The organism is Phytoactinopolyspora halophila (assembly GCF_003287285.1).
In the GTDB taxonomy this organism is placed as follows: Bacteria; Actinomycetota; Actinomycetes; order Jiangellales; family Jiangellaceae; genus Phytoactinopolyspora_A; species Phytoactinopolyspora_A halophila.
The window spans coordinates 226,649-242,769 of the sequence record NZ_QMIG01000003.1 but is presented as its reverse complement, the minus strand read 5'-3'; the positions used below and the strand labels follow the sequence as shown (position 1 = coordinate 242,769).

At 66.5% G+C, this 16,121-nt stretch carries 15 protein-coding genes, 1 pseudogene and 1 riboswitch; of the genes and pseudogenes, 11 read left to right on the top strand and 5 right to left on the bottom strand.

The window, feature by feature from the left end; genetic code table 11:
- Positions 1 to 90 precede the first annotated feature (90 nt).
- Positions 91 to 2,158: pseudogene (locus DPM12_RS05905) on the top strand (transketolase family protein).
- A 20-nt stretch (positions 2,159 to 2,178) separates the two neighbouring features.
- Here DPM12_RS05905 and DPM12_RS05895 read toward each other — a convergent pair.
- From DPM12_RS05895 to DPM12_RS05885, 3 genes are read right to left on the bottom strand one after another with little or no spacing between them, the layout of a single operon-like run.
- Entirely contained in the window at positions 2,179 to 3,696 is a 1,518-nt protein-coding gene (locus DPM12_RS05895; protein WP_112257348.1) for a PTS ascorbate transporter subunit IIC, read from the bottom strand.
- Positions 3,697 to 3,743: 47 nt separating this feature from the next.
- A complete protein-coding gene (locus DPM12_RS05890) occupies positions 3,744 to 4,016 on the bottom strand; it encodes a PTS sugar transporter subunit IIB (RefSeq protein ID WP_112257347.1) in 273 nt (90 codons plus the stop codon).
- Between the two features lie 52 nt (positions 4,017 to 4,068).
- On the bottom strand, positions 4,069 to 4,521 hold the full coding sequence (locus DPM12_RS05885) for a PTS sugar transporter subunit IIA (protein WP_112257346.1): 453 nt from the start codon (positions 4,519 to 4,521) through the stop codon (positions 4,069 to 4,071).
- Positions 4,522 to 4,867: 346 nt separating this feature from the next.
- Between DPM12_RS05885 and clsA the strand changes: the two genes are divergently transcribed.
- The 9 genes from clsA to DPM12_RS05840 all read left to right on the top strand — a co-directional run bounded on the left by clsA (position 4,868) and on the right by DPM12_RS05840 (position 10,713).
- On the top strand, positions 4,868 to 5,455 hold the full coding sequence (clsA, locus tag DPM12_RS05880; RefSeq protein ID WP_112257345.1) for a cardiolipin synthase ClsA: 588 nt from the start codon (positions 4,868 to 4,870) through the stop codon (positions 5,453 to 5,455).
- Positions 5,456 to 5,493: 38 nt separating this feature from the next.
- Entirely contained in the window at positions 5,494 to 6,378 is an 885-nt protein-coding gene (locus tag DPM12_RS05875) for a DUF881 domain-containing protein (RefSeq protein WP_123788471.1), read from the top strand.
- Positions 6,375 to 6,707 (top strand): small basic family protein, encoded by a 333-nt coding sequence (locus DPM12_RS05870; protein WP_112257343.1) that lies wholly within the window; start codon positions 6,375 to 6,377, stop codon positions 6,705 to 6,707. The genes DPM12_RS05875 and DPM12_RS05870 overlap by 4 nt, the downstream gene beginning before the upstream one ends.
- Before the next feature lie 6 nt (positions 6,708 to 6,713).
- On the top strand, positions 6,714 to 7,511 hold the full coding sequence (locus DPM12_RS05865) for a DUF881 domain-containing protein (protein ID WP_112257342.1): 798 nt from the start codon (positions 6,714 to 6,716) through the stop codon (positions 7,509 to 7,511).
- Positions 7,512 to 7,611: 100 nt separating this feature from the next.
- Positions 7,612 to 7,998, top strand: coding sequence for a glycine cleavage system protein GcvH (gene gcvH / locus DPM12_RS05860; RefSeq protein WP_112257341.1), 387 nt, complete (start codon positions 7,612 to 7,614; stop codon positions 7,996 to 7,998).
- Between the two features lie 162 nt (positions 7,999 to 8,160).
- Complete coding sequence (locus DPM12_RS23790; protein ID WP_112257504.1) at positions 8,161 to 8,685, top strand: double zinc ribbon and FHA domain-containing protein; 525 nt, start codon at positions 8,161 to 8,163, stop codon at positions 8,683 to 8,685.
- A gap of 26 nt (positions 8,686 to 8,711) precedes the next feature.
- Positions 8,712 to 9,392 (top strand): transcriptional regulator FtsR, encoded by a 681-nt coding sequence (ftsR, locus tag DPM12_RS05850; RefSeq protein WP_112257503.1) that lies wholly within the window; start codon positions 8,712 to 8,714, stop codon positions 9,390 to 9,392.
- Between the two features lie 82 nt (positions 9,393 to 9,474).
- Positions 9,475 to 9,975: a bifunctional nuclease family protein gene (locus DPM12_RS05845; protein ID WP_112257340.1), complete on the top strand. Its 501-nt coding sequence runs from the start codon at positions 9,475 to 9,477 to the stop codon at positions 9,973 to 9,975.
- A gap of 204 nt (positions 9,976 to 10,179) precedes the next feature.
- Entirely contained in the window at positions 10,180 to 10,713 is a 534-nt protein-coding gene (locus DPM12_RS05840) for a MerR family transcriptional regulator (RefSeq protein WP_211658545.1), read from the top strand.
- A 1-nt stretch (position 10,714) separates the two neighbouring features.
- Here the strand turns inward: DPM12_RS05840 and DPM12_RS05835 are convergent, their stop codons facing one another.
- Together DPM12_RS05835 and DPM12_RS05830 are read right to left on the bottom strand one after the other, a co-directional pair.
- On the bottom strand, positions 10,715 to 11,383 hold the full coding sequence (locus tag DPM12_RS05835) for a potassium channel family protein (protein WP_245951205.1): 669 nt from the start codon (positions 11,381 to 11,383) through the stop codon (positions 10,715 to 10,717).
- Positions 11,376 to 12,764, bottom strand: a complete 1,389-nt coding sequence (locus DPM12_RS05830; protein WP_211658504.1) for a TrkH family potassium uptake protein — start codon at positions 12,762 to 12,764, stop codon at positions 11,376 to 11,378. The genes DPM12_RS05835 and DPM12_RS05830 overlap by 8 nt, the downstream gene beginning before the upstream one ends.
- Before the next feature lie 172 nt (positions 12,765 to 12,936).
- A riboswitch (glycine riboswitch) is annotated at positions 12,937 to 13,036 on the top strand.
- Positions 13,037 to 13,131: 95 nt separating this feature from the next.
- Between DPM12_RS05830 and gcvP the strand changes: the two genes are divergently transcribed.
- Complete coding sequence (gcvP, locus tag DPM12_RS05825) at positions 13,132 to 16,026, top strand: aminomethyl-transferring glycine dehydrogenase (RefSeq protein ID WP_112257337.1); 2,895 nt, start codon at positions 13,132 to 13,134, stop codon at positions 16,024 to 16,026.
- Positions 16,027 to 16,121 lie beyond the last annotated feature (95 nt).

The following is a 16,121-nucleotide window of genomic DNA, read 5'->3' as shown; positions in this document are numbered from 1 at the left end:
CCTCCGCTCGTCTTGGATACTTCATATCGTACGGGCCGCAAGGTCGGACTGACATTGACTTTTGTATATCTATATACCAAAGTATCGATCGTGAGCGTAGCCCCCATACGCCTGTCGTCCGATCCCGCCGAAGCCGCGGCCATTGCGGCCGCCGTCGCCGTTCCCGCCCACGTCGTGCAGCACAAGGGACATGGGCATGCCGGTACCGCGATGGCCCTCGCCCCGCTCGCCCACGTGCTGTTCCACCGCGTCATGCGGCACAATCCCGCCAACCCGCGCTGGGAGGCCCGCGACCGCTTCGTCCTGTCGGCGGGGCACGCCAGCCTCCTGCTCTACATGCAGCTATATCTCACCGGTTACGGGCTCGAGCTCGAGGATCTCGACGCCAGCCGCGGTCTCGACCCGCGCACGCCGGGACATCCCGAGTACGGGCACGCGCCGGGCGTATCGATGACCACCGGCCCACTCGGCCAGGGCGTCGCCTCCGCGGTCGGGATGGCCCTGGCTGGCCTGCATGAGTCCGCCGTGTTCGCTTCCGGTACGGGGATGCTCGATCACACGATCTGGGCAGTCGCGGGCGATGGCTGCCTGCAAGAAGGCGTCAGCGCCGAGGCCGCCAGCCTGGCCGGGACATTGGGGGTAGATAACCTGGTGGTGATCTGGGACGACAATCGCGTGACCATCGACGGCCGCACAGACGAGGCGTGTACCGAGGACGTGCGGTCACGTTACCGCGCCTACGGCTGGCGCGTCCTGGAGATCGACGACCCGCTCGATATTCACCACATCGAGGACGTGCTCGGCAAGGCTGCCGAACGGACGGGAGCGCCCACCCTGGTCCCCATCCGCAGCATCATCGGGTGGCCATCGGAGCGGTTCTCGGGAACACCGGCCGCTCACGCCGGGGGTTTTGGCGACGATGAGGTGGCCGCCGTCAAGTCGAAGCTCGGCTTCCCGGCCGATGCCGGACTCGACGAGCTTGTCACCGCGCCCGCGCTCGCCTTCGGCCGGCGGGCCCGGGAGCGCGGTGCGCGGCTGGAAGCCGACTGGCGCGCCGCGGTCAACCGATGGGCGGCACGGGATGCGTGCGCGGTCGCCGAGTGGACCACGTTCCGCGCCGGCAGGCTCGACGAGGTGAACGGCGACAGCAACGGAGCGGGCGGCACTGTGCTCGACTCGCTTGCCGTTCCGGAACCGGGCACGTCCGTGGCCACCCGGAAGAGCAACGGTGCCGTCATCTCGGCAATGCACGACGCATCGGCACCACGTAGCCGGCTGTGGGGCGGGTCGGCCGACCTGTCTGGCTCGACGAACGTGGCCGTGGCCGGCAAACGCTTTTCCCGGATGAACCCTGGTGGCGAGTTCGTGGCTTTCGGAGTCCGTGAGCACGCCATGGCGGCCATGCTCAATGGCGTCGCCCTGCACGGACCGTGGCGGCCGTACGGATCGACGTATCTGGTGTTCAGCGATTACATGCGTCCTGCCATTCGGCTCGCCGCCCTCATGCGGCTTCCCGTCGTGTACGTGTTCACTCACGATTCCGTGGCCGTCGGTGAGGACGGCCCCACCCATCAGCCGGTCGAGCAGCTCGCCTCGCTGCGCACGGTTCCCGGGCTCGACGTGGTGCGTCCCGCCGATGCCGCCGAGGTTATTGCCGCGTGGAGACGTGTCTACACGGAGACCAAGCGGCCGACGGCATTCATCCTGTCCCGCCAGGACGTTCCGGTGCTGCCGGAGCGCCGATGTGGCGGCGGGGGTGGCCAACGGTGGGTACGTCGCCTGGCAATATCGCGATGGTGATGCGCTCGCCATCATTGCCACGGGCAGCGAGGTACATCTCGCCGTCGAGGCGGCACGCCGCCTCGCGGGCGAGGGAGTGGCCGTGCGGGTGGTCTCGATGCCATGCGTGGAATGGTTCCTCGAATCCGGCGCCGGGCATATGGAATCGGTCCTGCCGTCCGGGCTCGCGGCCCGGGTGGCCGTCGAGGCCGGACGAGGTGACGCCTGGTACCGCTGGACCGGACGGGACGGCGAGGTGGTCAGCGTCGACGAGTTCGGCGAGTCTGGGGACGGTCCCTCGGTCATGCGCCGGCGCGGCATGCACCGTGATGCCATCCTATCGGCCGCGCGTGCGGTGCTGGCTCGCCAGCACCGGTGAGCCAGGACCGCACGCCGGGGCTATTCGGACGTGTGGGCCTCGGATATGCCCGAGTCCGGGTTTTCGCTTCGCGGTTGCTCCTCCGCCGCCTTCTGCTCTTCGAGCCAGGCGTCGCGCCGGACGCCGGGTACCCATCCGGTCTCCACCAGCCGGACCTGGAAGATCCAGGCTCCGACCAGGAGGACCAGACCGATGAGCACGCTCAGGATGACTCCGAGTGCGGTGCTGCCGAGCAGTCCGCTGCCGATGATGATGCCGAACCAGCCGAAGTCGGTGTCACCGAACGTACTGTTCTCGACCCCGAGTTCGCCCAACACCTCGAGCAGCCCGGCGGGTAGGAAGGTGATGAGGATGCCGTTGACAAATCCGCCGAGTGCGGCGCCGATGCGCCCGCCGGTCGCGTTGCCGTAGACACCGGCGCCGCCTCCCGTGAAGAAGTGGGGAACCATGCCGGGCAAGATGAGCGCGAGACCGAAGGCCGGCTCGAGCCACGCTGCGAGCACAGCCAGGCTCACCAGACCGCCCAAGAACGACGCCAGGAAGCCGATGAGCACGGCATTGGCCGCGTACGGGAACACGATCGGGATGTCTAGGGCAGGCTTGGCGCCGGGCACCACCTTGGCCGCGATTCCCTGGAACGCCGGGACGAGCTCGCCCAGGATGGTGCGCACGCCGTAGAGGATGATCGCGACGCCGACGCCGAACTGCAACGCCTGGGCGAAAGCGTCCATGAGGAATGCTCCTCGGTTCTCGGAGTCGAGAATACCGAGGGCCTCGTCGGCGGACAGGGAGACGAGCCCCCAAATGGCAAACGCCATGTAAATCAGCACCATGGAGACGGCAGTCGCGACCATTGAATCGCGCAGGAAGCGCAAGCTCTGCGGGAAGTTGACGTCCTCGGTCGACTTGCTACGCCGGCCCGTGGCTTGCCCGGTGGCGCCGGCCGCGATGTAGCCGAGGGTGCTGAAGTGCCCGATGGCGATGGTGTCGTCGCCGGTGATCTTCTTGGTCCACGGGTGCGCGAACGCCGGCATGACTACCATGATCACGCCGAGCAGCAACGCACCGATGATGATGACAAGCCAGTCGAGGTCTGTGCCGAACCCCACGGTGAGCACCACGGAGAGCAGTAGCGCCATGAAGACCATGTGGTGGCCGGTGAGAAAGATGTACTTCAATGGGGTGAATCGGGCGAGCAGGAGCATGACGACGAACCCGAGAACCAGTACGTAGGCACTCGTGGTTCCGTACTGCTCGGACGCGATCGCCGTGATGACCTCGTTGGTGGGGATGACGCCCTGGGCACCAGTGACCGCGAGGATCAGTTCACCGAGCGGATCCAGCGATTCGATCACGACTCCCGCACCGGCGCCGAGGATGAGGAAACCCAAGGCGGCCTTGAAGCCTCCGCCGATGACCTGGCCAACGGGACGCCGCAGGGCGATGAGGCCGACCGCGGTGATAATGCCGATGAGATAGGCCGGCACGTTCAATATCTGCTGGCCTATGAAGTCGAGGATTCCTGCGAGCCACTCCATCGTGGAGCCTCCTGTTCTCGGACGTCTGGCGTCGGTTTCTGGAGGTGTTACTCGAGTGCGTCCCGGAGCTTCTGGCTGATTTCGTCGACGTCGAAGAAGCTGTCGACCACGATGACCGTAGCCGGGACGTCACCGATCTCGTCTGCCAGCTCGGCGGACGTGAGCACAATCTGAGCCGTTCGTGCCGCGCCCCGCGCAACACCGATGTCGGCCGCCTCGACCTCGGCGTCGACACCCAGGCTCTGGAGCGCCTGCTCAGTGTTCATCTTGAGGAGGACAGATGTTCCTATCCCCATGCCACAGACTGCGACGATCTTCATTGGAACTCCCTCCTGGTGGCCGGTCCGGCCGGCGATCGGCCGGCTCCATGTTCTAGTGCGAATCGTCGGCGAGCAGTGCCCGCACCTCATCGGCGTCGGCGGCGTCGGCCAGGCGCTCGCGGCGCACGGGATCGACGAGGGCTTGGGCTAAGGCGGCCATGATGGCGATGTGGCCGTCGTGGTCGGTCGCGGCAAGACCGATCACCAGGCGGACGGGGTCGTTGGTCGGATGACCGAATTCCACGGGCGTATCGAGACCGACCCAGCTCAGGCCGGTCTTGAGGACGGCTGGTGAGGGGCGGGCGTGCGCCAGGGCGAGACCCGGAGCGATGACGATATACGAGCCGTGCTCCTCGACCGTCTCGATCATCTCGCGTGTGTAGTCCTCGGTGGCGACGCCGCCGGCCACTAGCCCGTCGCCGGCGAGCGTGATGGCGGCGCGCCAGTCGTCGGCCGTGGCCCGCGTGACGATGGACGTCAGTTCGTCGGCCAAGTTCACGCTCACGGGCAACTCCTCTGCGTCCAGATGCGGGTGCGATGGTGAGCAGCGGTCCGTGAGAGCGAAGCTTAGCCTCTCAGGGCCCACTTTGGGTCATTAGTATGCCAAAGTGTTGTCGGCCGCTCGGGGAATCGCCGTGCGAACGTCAATGATGCCGTGCCATTGCGCTCCGCCCTGATCGATGTGACGTTCCGGCCAACCACAGACGACATTCAGGTGGTGATGGCGACCGTGTCGCCACGCGCCATCGACTGGTGCCTAGAGTGGACTGCGATGGCTGAATGACCTGCGCACGAACTGCGATGTACGGTGGTGACTGCGCACCGGCGAGCGCGGTAGGAGGGCGGCGCGCGTGGATGTCCAAGAGACGGGGGTACGGACCAACCGGATCTTCACCATACCGAACCTGTTGTCGCTCTTGCGGCTGCTCGGTGTCCCGCTCTTCCTGTGGCTGATCCTCGTCGAGGAGCGGGATTTCCTGGCGCTGGCCATACTGGCGTTCGCGGGCTTTAGCGACTACCTGGATGGAAAGCTGGCGCGGCGCTGGAATCAAGTCAGCAAGCTGGGGGAGACGCTCGACCCCCTGGCCGACCGCCTGTACATCCTGACCACGGTGGGCGCGTTCACGATTCGTGAGATCATTCCGTTGTGGTTTGCGATCTTGCTGGTATCTCGGGACGCCTTTCTGGTGTGCCTGGTCCCGTTCCTCCGCCGGCGTGGCCTGTTCGCGCTTCCCGTCCACTTTCTCGGCAAGGCCGCGACCTTCTGCCTGCTGTACGCATTTCCCCTCTTGCTGCTCAGTATCGGCGAGGGTACGCTGCCTATGTTGGCACAGGTGTTCGGTTGGGCATTTGCCATATGGGGAGTGGCCTTATATTGGTGGGCGGGCATTCTCTATGCCGAACAGGTGCGCCGCGTATTGCGCGAGACGTCGGCGTGACACGAGGACGTGCATCCAGGTAGCGAAGGCCAATAGACGTGGGACGACGGGCGGACGACATGACGGCGCCGGGTGCGAAATCCGCCGGCACGCGTCCTCGCGACGCCTCGATGTCGTTGCTCAACAACATCTTCGCGCAGCCGCTGGAGCCCGGGTACGAGCGGGCGGCGCAGCGTCGCCGGAATGAGAGCGAGGATCCGCACGCCCGATCGAAGAACAGGTTCTCTCCGGCCCTGGTGATCGGGATGCTCGCCCTGGGCCTGTTGCTGACGGTCGCGGCCTTGCAGGCGCAGGGGCAGGCGGGCATCGCGTCGGCCGAGCGCGAAGGGCTGATCGAGCGGATCCGCAGCCAGGAGAGCCAGACCGAACGTTTGCAGGACACGGTCGACGAGCTACAGGCGGAGATCAACGAGCTCGAAGACGTCGAGCTACGCAAGACGGCAGAGGGACAGCGCGTCCGCGAGGAGCTACAGCGGCTTCAGCAGGCTGCCGGTACCCTGCCGGTCTCCGGGCCCGGCGTGTCTGTCATCCTCGACGATGCAGAGAACCCCGAGGCGGCGGAGCGCCCCGACATGGCGCGCGTCTTGGACGTCGACCTGCGGAATGTGGTGAACGGTTTATGGCTGGCCGGAGCGGAGGCCATCAGTATCAATGGTCAGCGTCTCACCGCGCTGAGCGCGATCAGGATAGCGGACAACGTCATCCACGTGCAGAATCAACCGATGCGCCCTCCGTACCATGTCAAGGCGATAGGAGACTCGCAGACATTGCCGCACGAGTTCAACGAGGGCCCGGGTGGTGACATGCTCCGGGTAGCTGCCAGCTATGATGTCGAGTCTTTCGTTCGCGCCGAAGAGTCTCTGGTCTTGCCGGCCGCGAGCATGGACCTGTTGTATGCGAAGCATCCCCGGGAGGCATCGTGATTCCCGCCATTGGACTCCTGGCGGGTGTCATTGCCGGGTTGCTGCTCGACGTCTCGGTGCCGCTCGCCTTGCAGCCGTATTTGCCGATTGCGATCGTCGCCGCGCTCGACGCGGTGTTCGGCGGCATCAAGGCCGTCATGGAGGGAATCTTCGACGACAAGGTGTTCGTCGTTTCGTTCGTCGCGAACGTGTTGATCGCTGCGCTCATCGTCTTCCTCGGTGACCAGCTGGGGGTGGGCGCGCAGCTGTCGACTGCCGTGATCGTCGTGCTGGGTATCCGGATTTTCACCAACGTGGCCAGCATCCGGCGCGAGGTCTTCGGAGCGTGATCGGGTATGCCTGACGACGCGCCGGAACGCGAATCCGACGAGCCCCGGTTCACGCCCGCGAAGCCTTCGGGGGCCAAGCGCTTCTGGCGGGCGATGACCAAGCGGCCGCAGCGCAATCACGTGGCCGTCGGCGTGCTCGTCGCCATGCTGGGATTCGCAGCGGTCGTACAGGTGCGGGGCGACGACGAGGACGCGCTGGCGAACGCGCGGCGCGACGAACTGTTGCAGATCTACGACGGCCTCACCCGGCAAGGCGACCGGCTCGAGGAGGAGATCTCCGAACTGCGGCGCAACCGGGACGAGCTGATCAGCAGCGCCGACTCGGAGAACGTGGCACTCGAACAGGCCCAGGAAAGGCTGCTGCAGACGGAGATCCTGGCCGGGACGGCGGAGGCAGAGGGACCGGGCATCCAGCTCACCATCAGCGACCCGGACAGGGTTGTCCGTTCGGACATCATCTACGGAGCCATCCAGGAGTTGCGCTCGGCCGGGGCCGAGGCGATCCAGATCGAGGGCCTGGGCAACGAGTCGGCGGTGCGGGTGGTCACCAGTACGTATTTCGTCACATTGGAATCCGGGAGGCTGCGCGTATCCGGTGTCGAGATGGTGCCCCCGTACGTCATCACCGCCATCGGAGATCCGGTCAATCTTGAAGAGGCGATGCACTTTCCCCAGGGCGTGGTGAGCAAGGTCGAGTCGGAAGGTGCCGAGGCCACGGTCACCCAGTTCGACGAGCTCACGGTTGATGTGTTGCACGAGGTGAGCGAGCCGGAGCATCTGCGTCCGGTACCAGAGGACGAGTAGTGACGCCCGGCGTGTGATGATGTGGCGTGCACACCATCACAGGTCAGTGCGCGTCAGGAGACGCGCGGCGTGACGATATCGAAGGAGGCGGGTTCGTCCCATGTATCCCGAAGACTTGAAGTACACGGCCGAGCATGAGTGGGTGCGCAGCCCCGGCGAGGCCGAAGGCAGCCTCCGGGTGGGGATTACCGACTTCGCCCAGGAGCAGCTCGGCGACATCGTGTACGTCCAGCTGCCGGCAGTGGGAGATGAGGTCACGGGCGGAGAGACCTGTGGAGAGCTCGAGTCCACCAAGAGTGTGAGCGACCTCTACGCTCCGGTGAGCGGCCGGGTGGTCGCGCGCAACGAGCAGCTCGATGCCACACCGGAGAAGATCAACAGCGATCCCTATGGCGAGGGCTGGATGATCGAGATCGTGCCGGCGGATCCCAACGCCTTCGATGGGTTGTTGAGCGCCGACGAATACCGCGCCCAGGTCGAAGGTTGATGAGCTTCCGGGCGAGCGAGCGGAAGTTGACCCTGGGCCTGCTCCAGCCATAAGTTGCCACTATCTTTCGCAACCCTCAGGCGAGAGTCGAGGGTTAGACACTAGACTCTCGACACGCCGATGACGTTGAGCCGCGGACACCAGCGGCGGGAGGCCGAGCCGATGCCGTTCTGTACCCAGTGCGGGCATGAGAATCCGAGCGACGCCAGGTTCTGCTCACAGTGCGGGACCAGGATGACGACGAGTGTGTCGCATGCCGACGGCGGCGACAGCACGAGCACGATGATGATCCCGCGTGAGGAGCCGGAGCGGGATGAGCGCGGTGACCTCGCACCGAGCGATCAGGCCGCCGTCGACGCGCTGCCCGAGGGCAGCGCGTTGTTGGTGGTGCTCCGTGGGCCGAATGCGGGCAGCCGCTTCCTGCTGGATTCGGATGTCGTGAGCGTCGGCCGGCATCCGGATTCCGACATCTTTCTCGACGACGTCACGGTGTCGCGGCGGCATGCCGAGTTCCGGCGGTTCGACGGCGGGTTCGTGGTGTCCGATGTGGGAAGCCTCAACGGCACCTACGTGAACCGCGATCGCGTGGACGAGGTCGTTCTGGCCAACGGTGACGAGGTCCAGGTCGGCAAGTATCGGCTCGTCTATTACTCGAGCCAGCACGGATTCGGGGGCGGGCCAGCGTGAGTTCGGCGCTGCCAGCTCGCCAGACCATGAGCATCGGGGAGGTCTTGACGCAGCTGCGGCCGGATTTTCCCGACATCAGCATTTCCAAGATTCGTTTCTTGGAGGCCGAGGGTCTGGTCGAGCCGCAGCGTTCGGCGTCCGGCTACCGGCGCTTCACTCCCGACGACGTCGCGCGGCTGCGGTACGTGCTGACGGTACAGCGTGATCACTATCTTCCCTTGCGGGTGATCAAGGAACAGCTAGATCAGCTGGACCACGGCATGGAGCTGGTGGCCGACGGCGAGCGGAGCATCACACCATACACGGCCGTCTCGGCGAAGAACACGAGCGAGGACGAGGTCGTGCTCACCCGCTCGTCGCTGCTGGAGGCGGCCGGAATCGGCGAGGAGCTGCTGCGCGAGCTGGAGTCGTATTCGCTGGTCCGGCCCGGCCGGGGGGACGTCTATGACGCGCACGCCCTCCTGGTGGCACGAACTGCGGGAGAGCTCGCCGGCTACGGGCTGGAGCCGCGGCACTTGCGGTCAGTGCGCAGCTCCGCGGAGCGGACGGTGGACCTCGTCGAGCAGGTGCTGACACCATTGCTGCGCCAGCGCAGTGCCGAGGCGGCCGGGCGGGCAGAAGAAGTCGCCACGGAGATCGCCCGGCTGACCACGCGGCTGCATGCGGCGTTCGTCGACGCAGGTGTGCGGCGCCTGCAATCCCGCTAGATGCGCGGCCCCGAGACACGCGTGTCGGATTTCTCTCCGCCTGACCCATGGACCCAGGGGCTGACAGAGGTAGTCTGGAGGTGTGCGCGAACTCGACGTGATCGGCGTCCGAGTGGAGATGCCGTCGAACCAGCCGATAGTGCTGCTGCGTGAGGTCGGCGGCCAGCGTTGCCTGCCGATCTGGATCGGGGCAGTCGAAGCTACCGCCATCGCCTTTGCGCAGCAGGGTGTGGTGCCGCCCCGGCCGCTGACGCATGACCTGTTCAAGGATGTGCTCGAGGCTGTGGGCACGTCCCTGGAACAAGTGCGTATCACTGAGGTCAAGGAAGGCACGTACTACGCCGAGCTCGTGTTCCCCGGTGGTGTCGAGGTCAGTTCTCGGCCATCCGACTCGATCGCGCTCGCGCTGCGGACGGGTACGCCCATCTACGCCACAGACGGATTGCTGGAAGAGGCGGGCGTGCTCATGGCCGAAACGGATTCCGAGTCCGAAGAGGTCTCCGAGGACGAGGTCGCGAAGTTCCGCGAGTTCCTCGATCAGGTGTCGCCCGAGGACTTCCACGGCCAGCCCCCGGAACGCTGACACCGCCATGGAGGCTGAACCTGAACTCGAGCTTGAGGCATTCCCGCGTGTTGCGTTGACCGGCGTGGGCCGCCCGCCTACCGTCACTCGTGTCACATCATTAACGAAGGGGACGGCGTGAGCGCAGACAGCACCTCCGGCACCAGATCGACTGGGCGTCATAGCGATCCCACTGCGCGAAGCGCCCTTCAAGCTCAAGGCCAGCTGTTCGATCCCGTGGTGAACACGGTGCCCGAAGACGTCGGCTACCGCGGGCCCACGGCATGCAATGCCGCCGGCATCACCTACCGCCAGCTCGACTACTGGGCGCGTACCGGGCTCGTCGAGCCAACCGTGCGCAACGCCACGGGCTCAGGCAGCCAGCGGCTGTACTCCTTCCGCGACATCCTCGTCCTGAAGATCGTCAAACGGCTCCTCGACACCGGGGTCTCGTTGCAGCAGATTCGCCAGGCGGTCCAGCACCTTCGCGAGCGCGGTATCCACGATCTCGCGAGCATCACCTTGATGAGCGACGGCGCCAGCGTCTACGAGTGCACCTCGGCGGATGAGGTCGTCGATCTCGTCCAGGGCGGCCAGGGTGTCTTCGGGATCGCCGTCGGGCGCGTGTGGCGCGAGGTGGAGGCGGTGCTGGTCGAGCTTCCGGGCGAGCGCGCAGGGGAGGAGCCCCAGGACCATCCGGGAGATCAGCTCGCCGCCCGGCGGCGCGCCCGGGCCACGGGAGCGTCGCGCCCGGCCTGAGTCAGGACGCCTCGCTGAACCGCTCGGTGTCGCGCACCAGCCCGGAGACAATGACGGTGTCACCCGGCCGGATGATGGTGTCGGGAGTGGCGTAGGTGAATCCCTCGCCGGGACGTTTGATGGCCACCACGGTGATTCCGTACTCCTGGCGCACCTTCGAGTCGGACAGGCGCAGCCCGACGATGTGTGCGGGCGGTGTCGTCTTGACCATGGAGAACCCGTCGTCGAACTCGATGTAGTCGATCATCCGGCCGCGTACCAGATGGGCGACGCGCGCCCCCATGTCGTGTTCGGGCCGGGTGACGTGGTGGACGCCCACCTGCTTGAGGATGCGTGCGTGAGAGTGGCTGATCGCCTTGGCCCAGATGTTCGGCACGCCCATCTCCACGAGTACCGATGCGGTGAGGATGCTCGACTCGATATCCGATCCGATACCGACGACGGCGCGCGAGTACTCGTGCACCGAGAGCTGGCGCAGCGCCTCTTCCTTGGTGGTGTCGGCCACCACGGCGTGCGTCAGCCGGCCCGACACCGATTGCACCCGGTCGGCGTCCGCGTCGATGCCCAGGACCTCGGTGTCCTCCTTCATCAGCTCGAGTGCGAGCGATTTGCCGAATCGGCCGAGCCCGCAGACGACCACGACGTTGCTGTCGCGCCGCTTCCTAGCCAATGATCGGTCTCCCTTCGGGAAGTTCGTACAAGCGCGTGTGCTGGCGCAGCGCCAGCGCCGTGGCCACGACCGCGGGGCCGAGCCGGCCAATGAACATCAGCACGACGAGCAGCACCTGGATACCGCCGTGCAATTCGCTGGTGATCCCGGTCGACAGGCCGACCGTGCATGCCGCTGAGATCACTTCGAATAATACTCGGTCGAGCGGAAAGGCATCCTCGACGAGCAGGATGAAGACGGTGGGACCGACGCACAGAGCGATCGTGAGCAGGGCGATCGTGAGCCCCTGGCGCTGCACGCGCGGGCTGACCTGCCGGTCAAAGATGTTGACGCGTGGCTCACCGCGGATCTCGGCGTAGATGACGAAGAAGAGTAACGCGAACGTCGTCACCTTGATGCCACCGCCCGTGCCCGCGCTGCCGGCCCCGATGAACATCAGCACGTCGGTGCCGAGCCAGGTGGCCTCGTTCATCTGCTCGACGTCGAGGCTGTTGAACCCGGTGGATCGGGGCATGGCGCCGTGGAAGAAACCGGACAGGATCTTGCCGGGGACGTCCAGCGTGCCCATGGTGGCGTCATTGTTCCACTCGCTGAGCATCATGAAGCCCGAGCCGAGCGGGAGCAGGAGGAGCGTCATCGACACGGTGAGCTTGGTGTGCAGGCTCCAGTTACGCGGGTTGCCAATCTGGCGGCGCAGTTCGAGCAGGACGGGAAAGCCGATGCCACCGCAGATCGCGGCGATGGCCACGGGCAGGGTGATCCACGGGTCCACAACGAAGTCCTCGAGGCTGTTCGAGTACAGCGAGAACCCGGAGTTGTTGAACGCCGAGACGGCGTGAAACAGGCCCACATACGCCGCGCGGCCAAGTGGCTCGTCGTAGCCGATCACCAGCCGCAAGGTGAGGATGACGAAGGTGGCGGACTCGAACAGGAAGCTCACCTTGGCGACGCCGGTCACGACCCGGCGTACGTCCCCGAGGCCCAGGCTCTTGGTCTCGGCAGCCGCCGTCAACCGCGAGCTGAGCTTGATCCGGCGCGAGATGAGGACGACGAACAGCGATCCCATCGTCATGATGCCGAATCCGCCGACCTGGAACATGACCATGATCGCGACCTCGCCGAACGTCGTCCAGAACTCCGGCGTGTCGACGACGATGAGCCCGACGATGCACACGGCCGACGTGGCGGTGAACAGCGCCTCCACGAACGTGGCGCCATCCGGATCGGTGCTGGAGATAGGCAGCATCAGGATGATGGTTCCGACAATGATCATGGCCGCGAAGCCGGCGACGATCGCTTGAGTCGGATGGGTGAAATGTGGCCGCCGCCGGCTCAGCCTGGCCAGCCAGCCATCGTGGCGCCCCAAGTGGTCCCCGTGCACTCGCGCGAGATTACACCGCTACACCGCACATGCAATGCGACGGACACGCGGATGTCACAATGCGGAATTCGCCGGTAGTCATGTCCGAGATGCGCAGGTCGGATGCTTCCATCCTGAGATGCCGGGTCCCGCTCGGCACCCGTGTCGAGCTATGCTGGTCGGCAGATGCCGTCGACCCCGGCCGGGAGAGTCTTCGCGTCACCGGCGTCGCGAAGCGCCGAAGGGGCAACTTCCCCGTCAACCTCTCAGGCACCAGGGACCGGTCGGGACAGGCAACTCTGGAGCGCCGACGGGTACCCGTGGACGGCGCGGGCGGCGCGACAGAGGGGGAGCGAATCGATGAACGACCGACCGAGGAGCTCCACACATGTCGACGTTGCCGCACTATCAGCCCCTTTCGGAGACGTCTGCAGCCGCGCCGTTCGTCGCGCGGCACGTCGGACCGCGCGATGACGAGATCGCCACGATGCTGGCGACTGTCGGTTACGAGTCGCTCGACGACCTGACCGACGCGGCGGTGCCCGAGACGATCCGGACGCTGAGCGGCCTCGACCTTCCGGAGGCGTCGACCGAGATCGAGACACTGGAGGAGCTGCGTCAGCTATCGCGGCGCAACAAGGACCAAACCCAGATGATCGGTCTCGGCTATCACGACACCGTCACGCCGCCGGTGGTGATCCGCCGGGTCCTGGAGAACCCGGGCTGGTATACGGCCTACACCCCGTACCAACCGGAGATCTCGCAGGGCCGGCTTGAGGCTTTGCTGAACTTTCAGACCATGGTGGCCGACCTCACGGGCGTGCCCACGGCCAACGCCAGCCTGCTGGACGAGGCGACGGCGGCGGCCGAGGCGATGACGCTCATGCGGCGTGCCGTGCGCGGCGGGCCGGACCGGATCGTGGTCGATGCGGACTGCCTGCCGCAGACCATCGCGGTGCTGCGAACCCGGGCCGAGCCGCTGGGACTCACGGTCGAGGTGGCCGATCTGGACGCCGGCCTTCCCGAGGGCGAGCTGTTCGGCCTGCTGCTGCAGTATCCGGGGGTGTCGGGCCGGGTCCGCGATCTGAGCGGGCTGATCTCCGATGCGCATGCGCGCGGGGCGCTCGTCACCGTGGCCGCGGACCTTCTCGCGCTGACGCTGCTGGTGCCGCCCGGCGAGATGGGCGCCGACGTCGTGGTCGGCAGCTCCCAGCGTTTCGGCGTGCCGCTCGGGTATGGGGGCCCGCACGCCGGATACATGGCCGTCCGCTCCGGCCTGGAACGCAGCTTGCCGGGCCGCCTGGTGGGCGTGTCCGTCGACGCCGACGGCAATCAGGCGTACCGGCTCGCACTTCAGACCCGTGAGCAGCACATCCGGCGTGAACGGGCCACGTCGAACATCTGCACGGCGCAGGTGTTGCTGGCCGTGGTGGCGTCGATGTATGCGGTCTGGCACGGGCCGGAAGGCCTGCGCGAGATCGCCAGCCGGACCCATCGACACGCGGCCACCCTGGCCGCCCAGCTACGGGCGAGCGGTGTGGAGGTGGTGCACGAGGCGTTCTTCGACACCGTGCTCGCCCGGGTTCCCGGCCGTGCCGAGGCGGTGGTTGCCGAGGCCGCCGAACTGGGTGTCAACGTGGGTCTCGACGGCTCCGAGCGGGTCCGGATCGCCTGCGACGAGGTGACCACCGAGGCAGACATCGCGGTGGTCTTGAAGGCGTTCGGAACGGGCCTCGACACCGGCCACGAGACCGGCGAGTCTAGCTGGGCGATCCCGGAGAACCTCCAGCGCACCAGCGAGTACCTGACCCACCCGGTGTTCAACGTGCACCGCTCGGAGACCTCCATGCTGCGCTACTTGCGGCGCCTGCAGGATGCCGACTACGCCCTGGACCGGGGCATGATCCCGCTGGGTTCGTGCACGATGAAACTCAATGCGGCGACGGAGATGGAGCCGATCACCTGGCCCCGCTTCGCCGGAGTGCATCCCTTCGCTCCGATCGAACAGGCCGAAGGGTATCTCGAACTGGTCCGGCAGCTGGAACGGTGGCTTGCCACGATCACCGGGTACGCTGCCGTCTCGTTGCAGCCCAACGCGGGCTCGCAGGGAGAGCTGGCCGGACTGCTGGCCATCCGTGCCTACCATCGCTCGAACGGGGACACGCAGCGTGACGTGTGCCTGATTCCGTCCAGCGCGCACGGCACCAACGCGGCGTCGGCGGTCATGGCCGGCATGCGCGTGGTGGTCGTGGCTTCCGGCGACGACGGCACCGTCGATCTCGACGATCTGCGCGCCAAGCTGGCTCAGCACGGAGACCGGCTGTCCGCCATCATGGTCACCTACCCGTCGACGCACGGCGTGTACGAGGAGGGGATCGCCGAGATCGCGCGGCTGATCCACGAGGCCGGTGGCCAGGTCTACGTCGACGGCGCCAACCTGAATGCCCTGATGGGGTTGGCCAAGCCGGGCGAGTTCGGCGCCGACGTGAGCCACCTGAACCTGCACAAGACGTTCTGCATCCCGCACGGCGGTGGCGGCCCCGGAGTCGGCCCGATCGGGGTGCGCGAGCACCTCGCACCCTTCCTGCCGAATCATCCCCTGCTGCCGGAGGCGGGTCCGGCGACGGGCGTCGGCCCGATCTCCGCGGCGCCGTTCGGGTCGGCGTCGATCCTCCCGATCTCGTGGGCGTACATCCGGATGATGGGTGCCGCCGGCCTCAAGCTCGCCACCCAGGTGGCCGTGCTGACAGCGAACTACGTCGCCGTCCGGCTGGCCGACCACTTCCCGGTGCTCTACACCGGCCGGAACGGGCTGGTAGCCCACGAGTGCATCGTCGACGTGCGCCCGCTGACCAGGACGACGGGCGTGACCGTCGACGACGTCGCCAAGCGGCTGATGGACTACGGTTTCCACGCCCCGACGATGTCCTTCCCGGTGGCCGGGACGCTGATGATCGAGCCGACGGAATCCGAAGACCTCGTGGAACTGGACCGGTTCTGTGACGCGATGATCGCCATCCGCAAGGAGGCGGACCGGGTCGAGGCGGGCGAGTGGCCGGCAGACGACAACCCGTTGTGCAACGCCCCGCATACGGCGTCCTCGCTGACGAAGGACTGGGAGCACCCGTACTCGCGGGATCTGGCCGCCTTCCCCCCGCCGGTGCTGCGCGACGACAAGTACTGGCCGCCCGTGCGGCGCATCGACGGCGCTTACGGCGACCGGAACCTCGTGTGCTCGTGCCCGGCGCCAGAGACATTCCAGGAGGAGGGCGACGCCGACTGACGTAGCTGGGTCCTCCTCAGGGTGGTGTAGGGGTAAAGTCCACCTGAAGTCGCATGCCTCTCCCGTGAAACCGGCGTACGGTCGTGACAGGATTA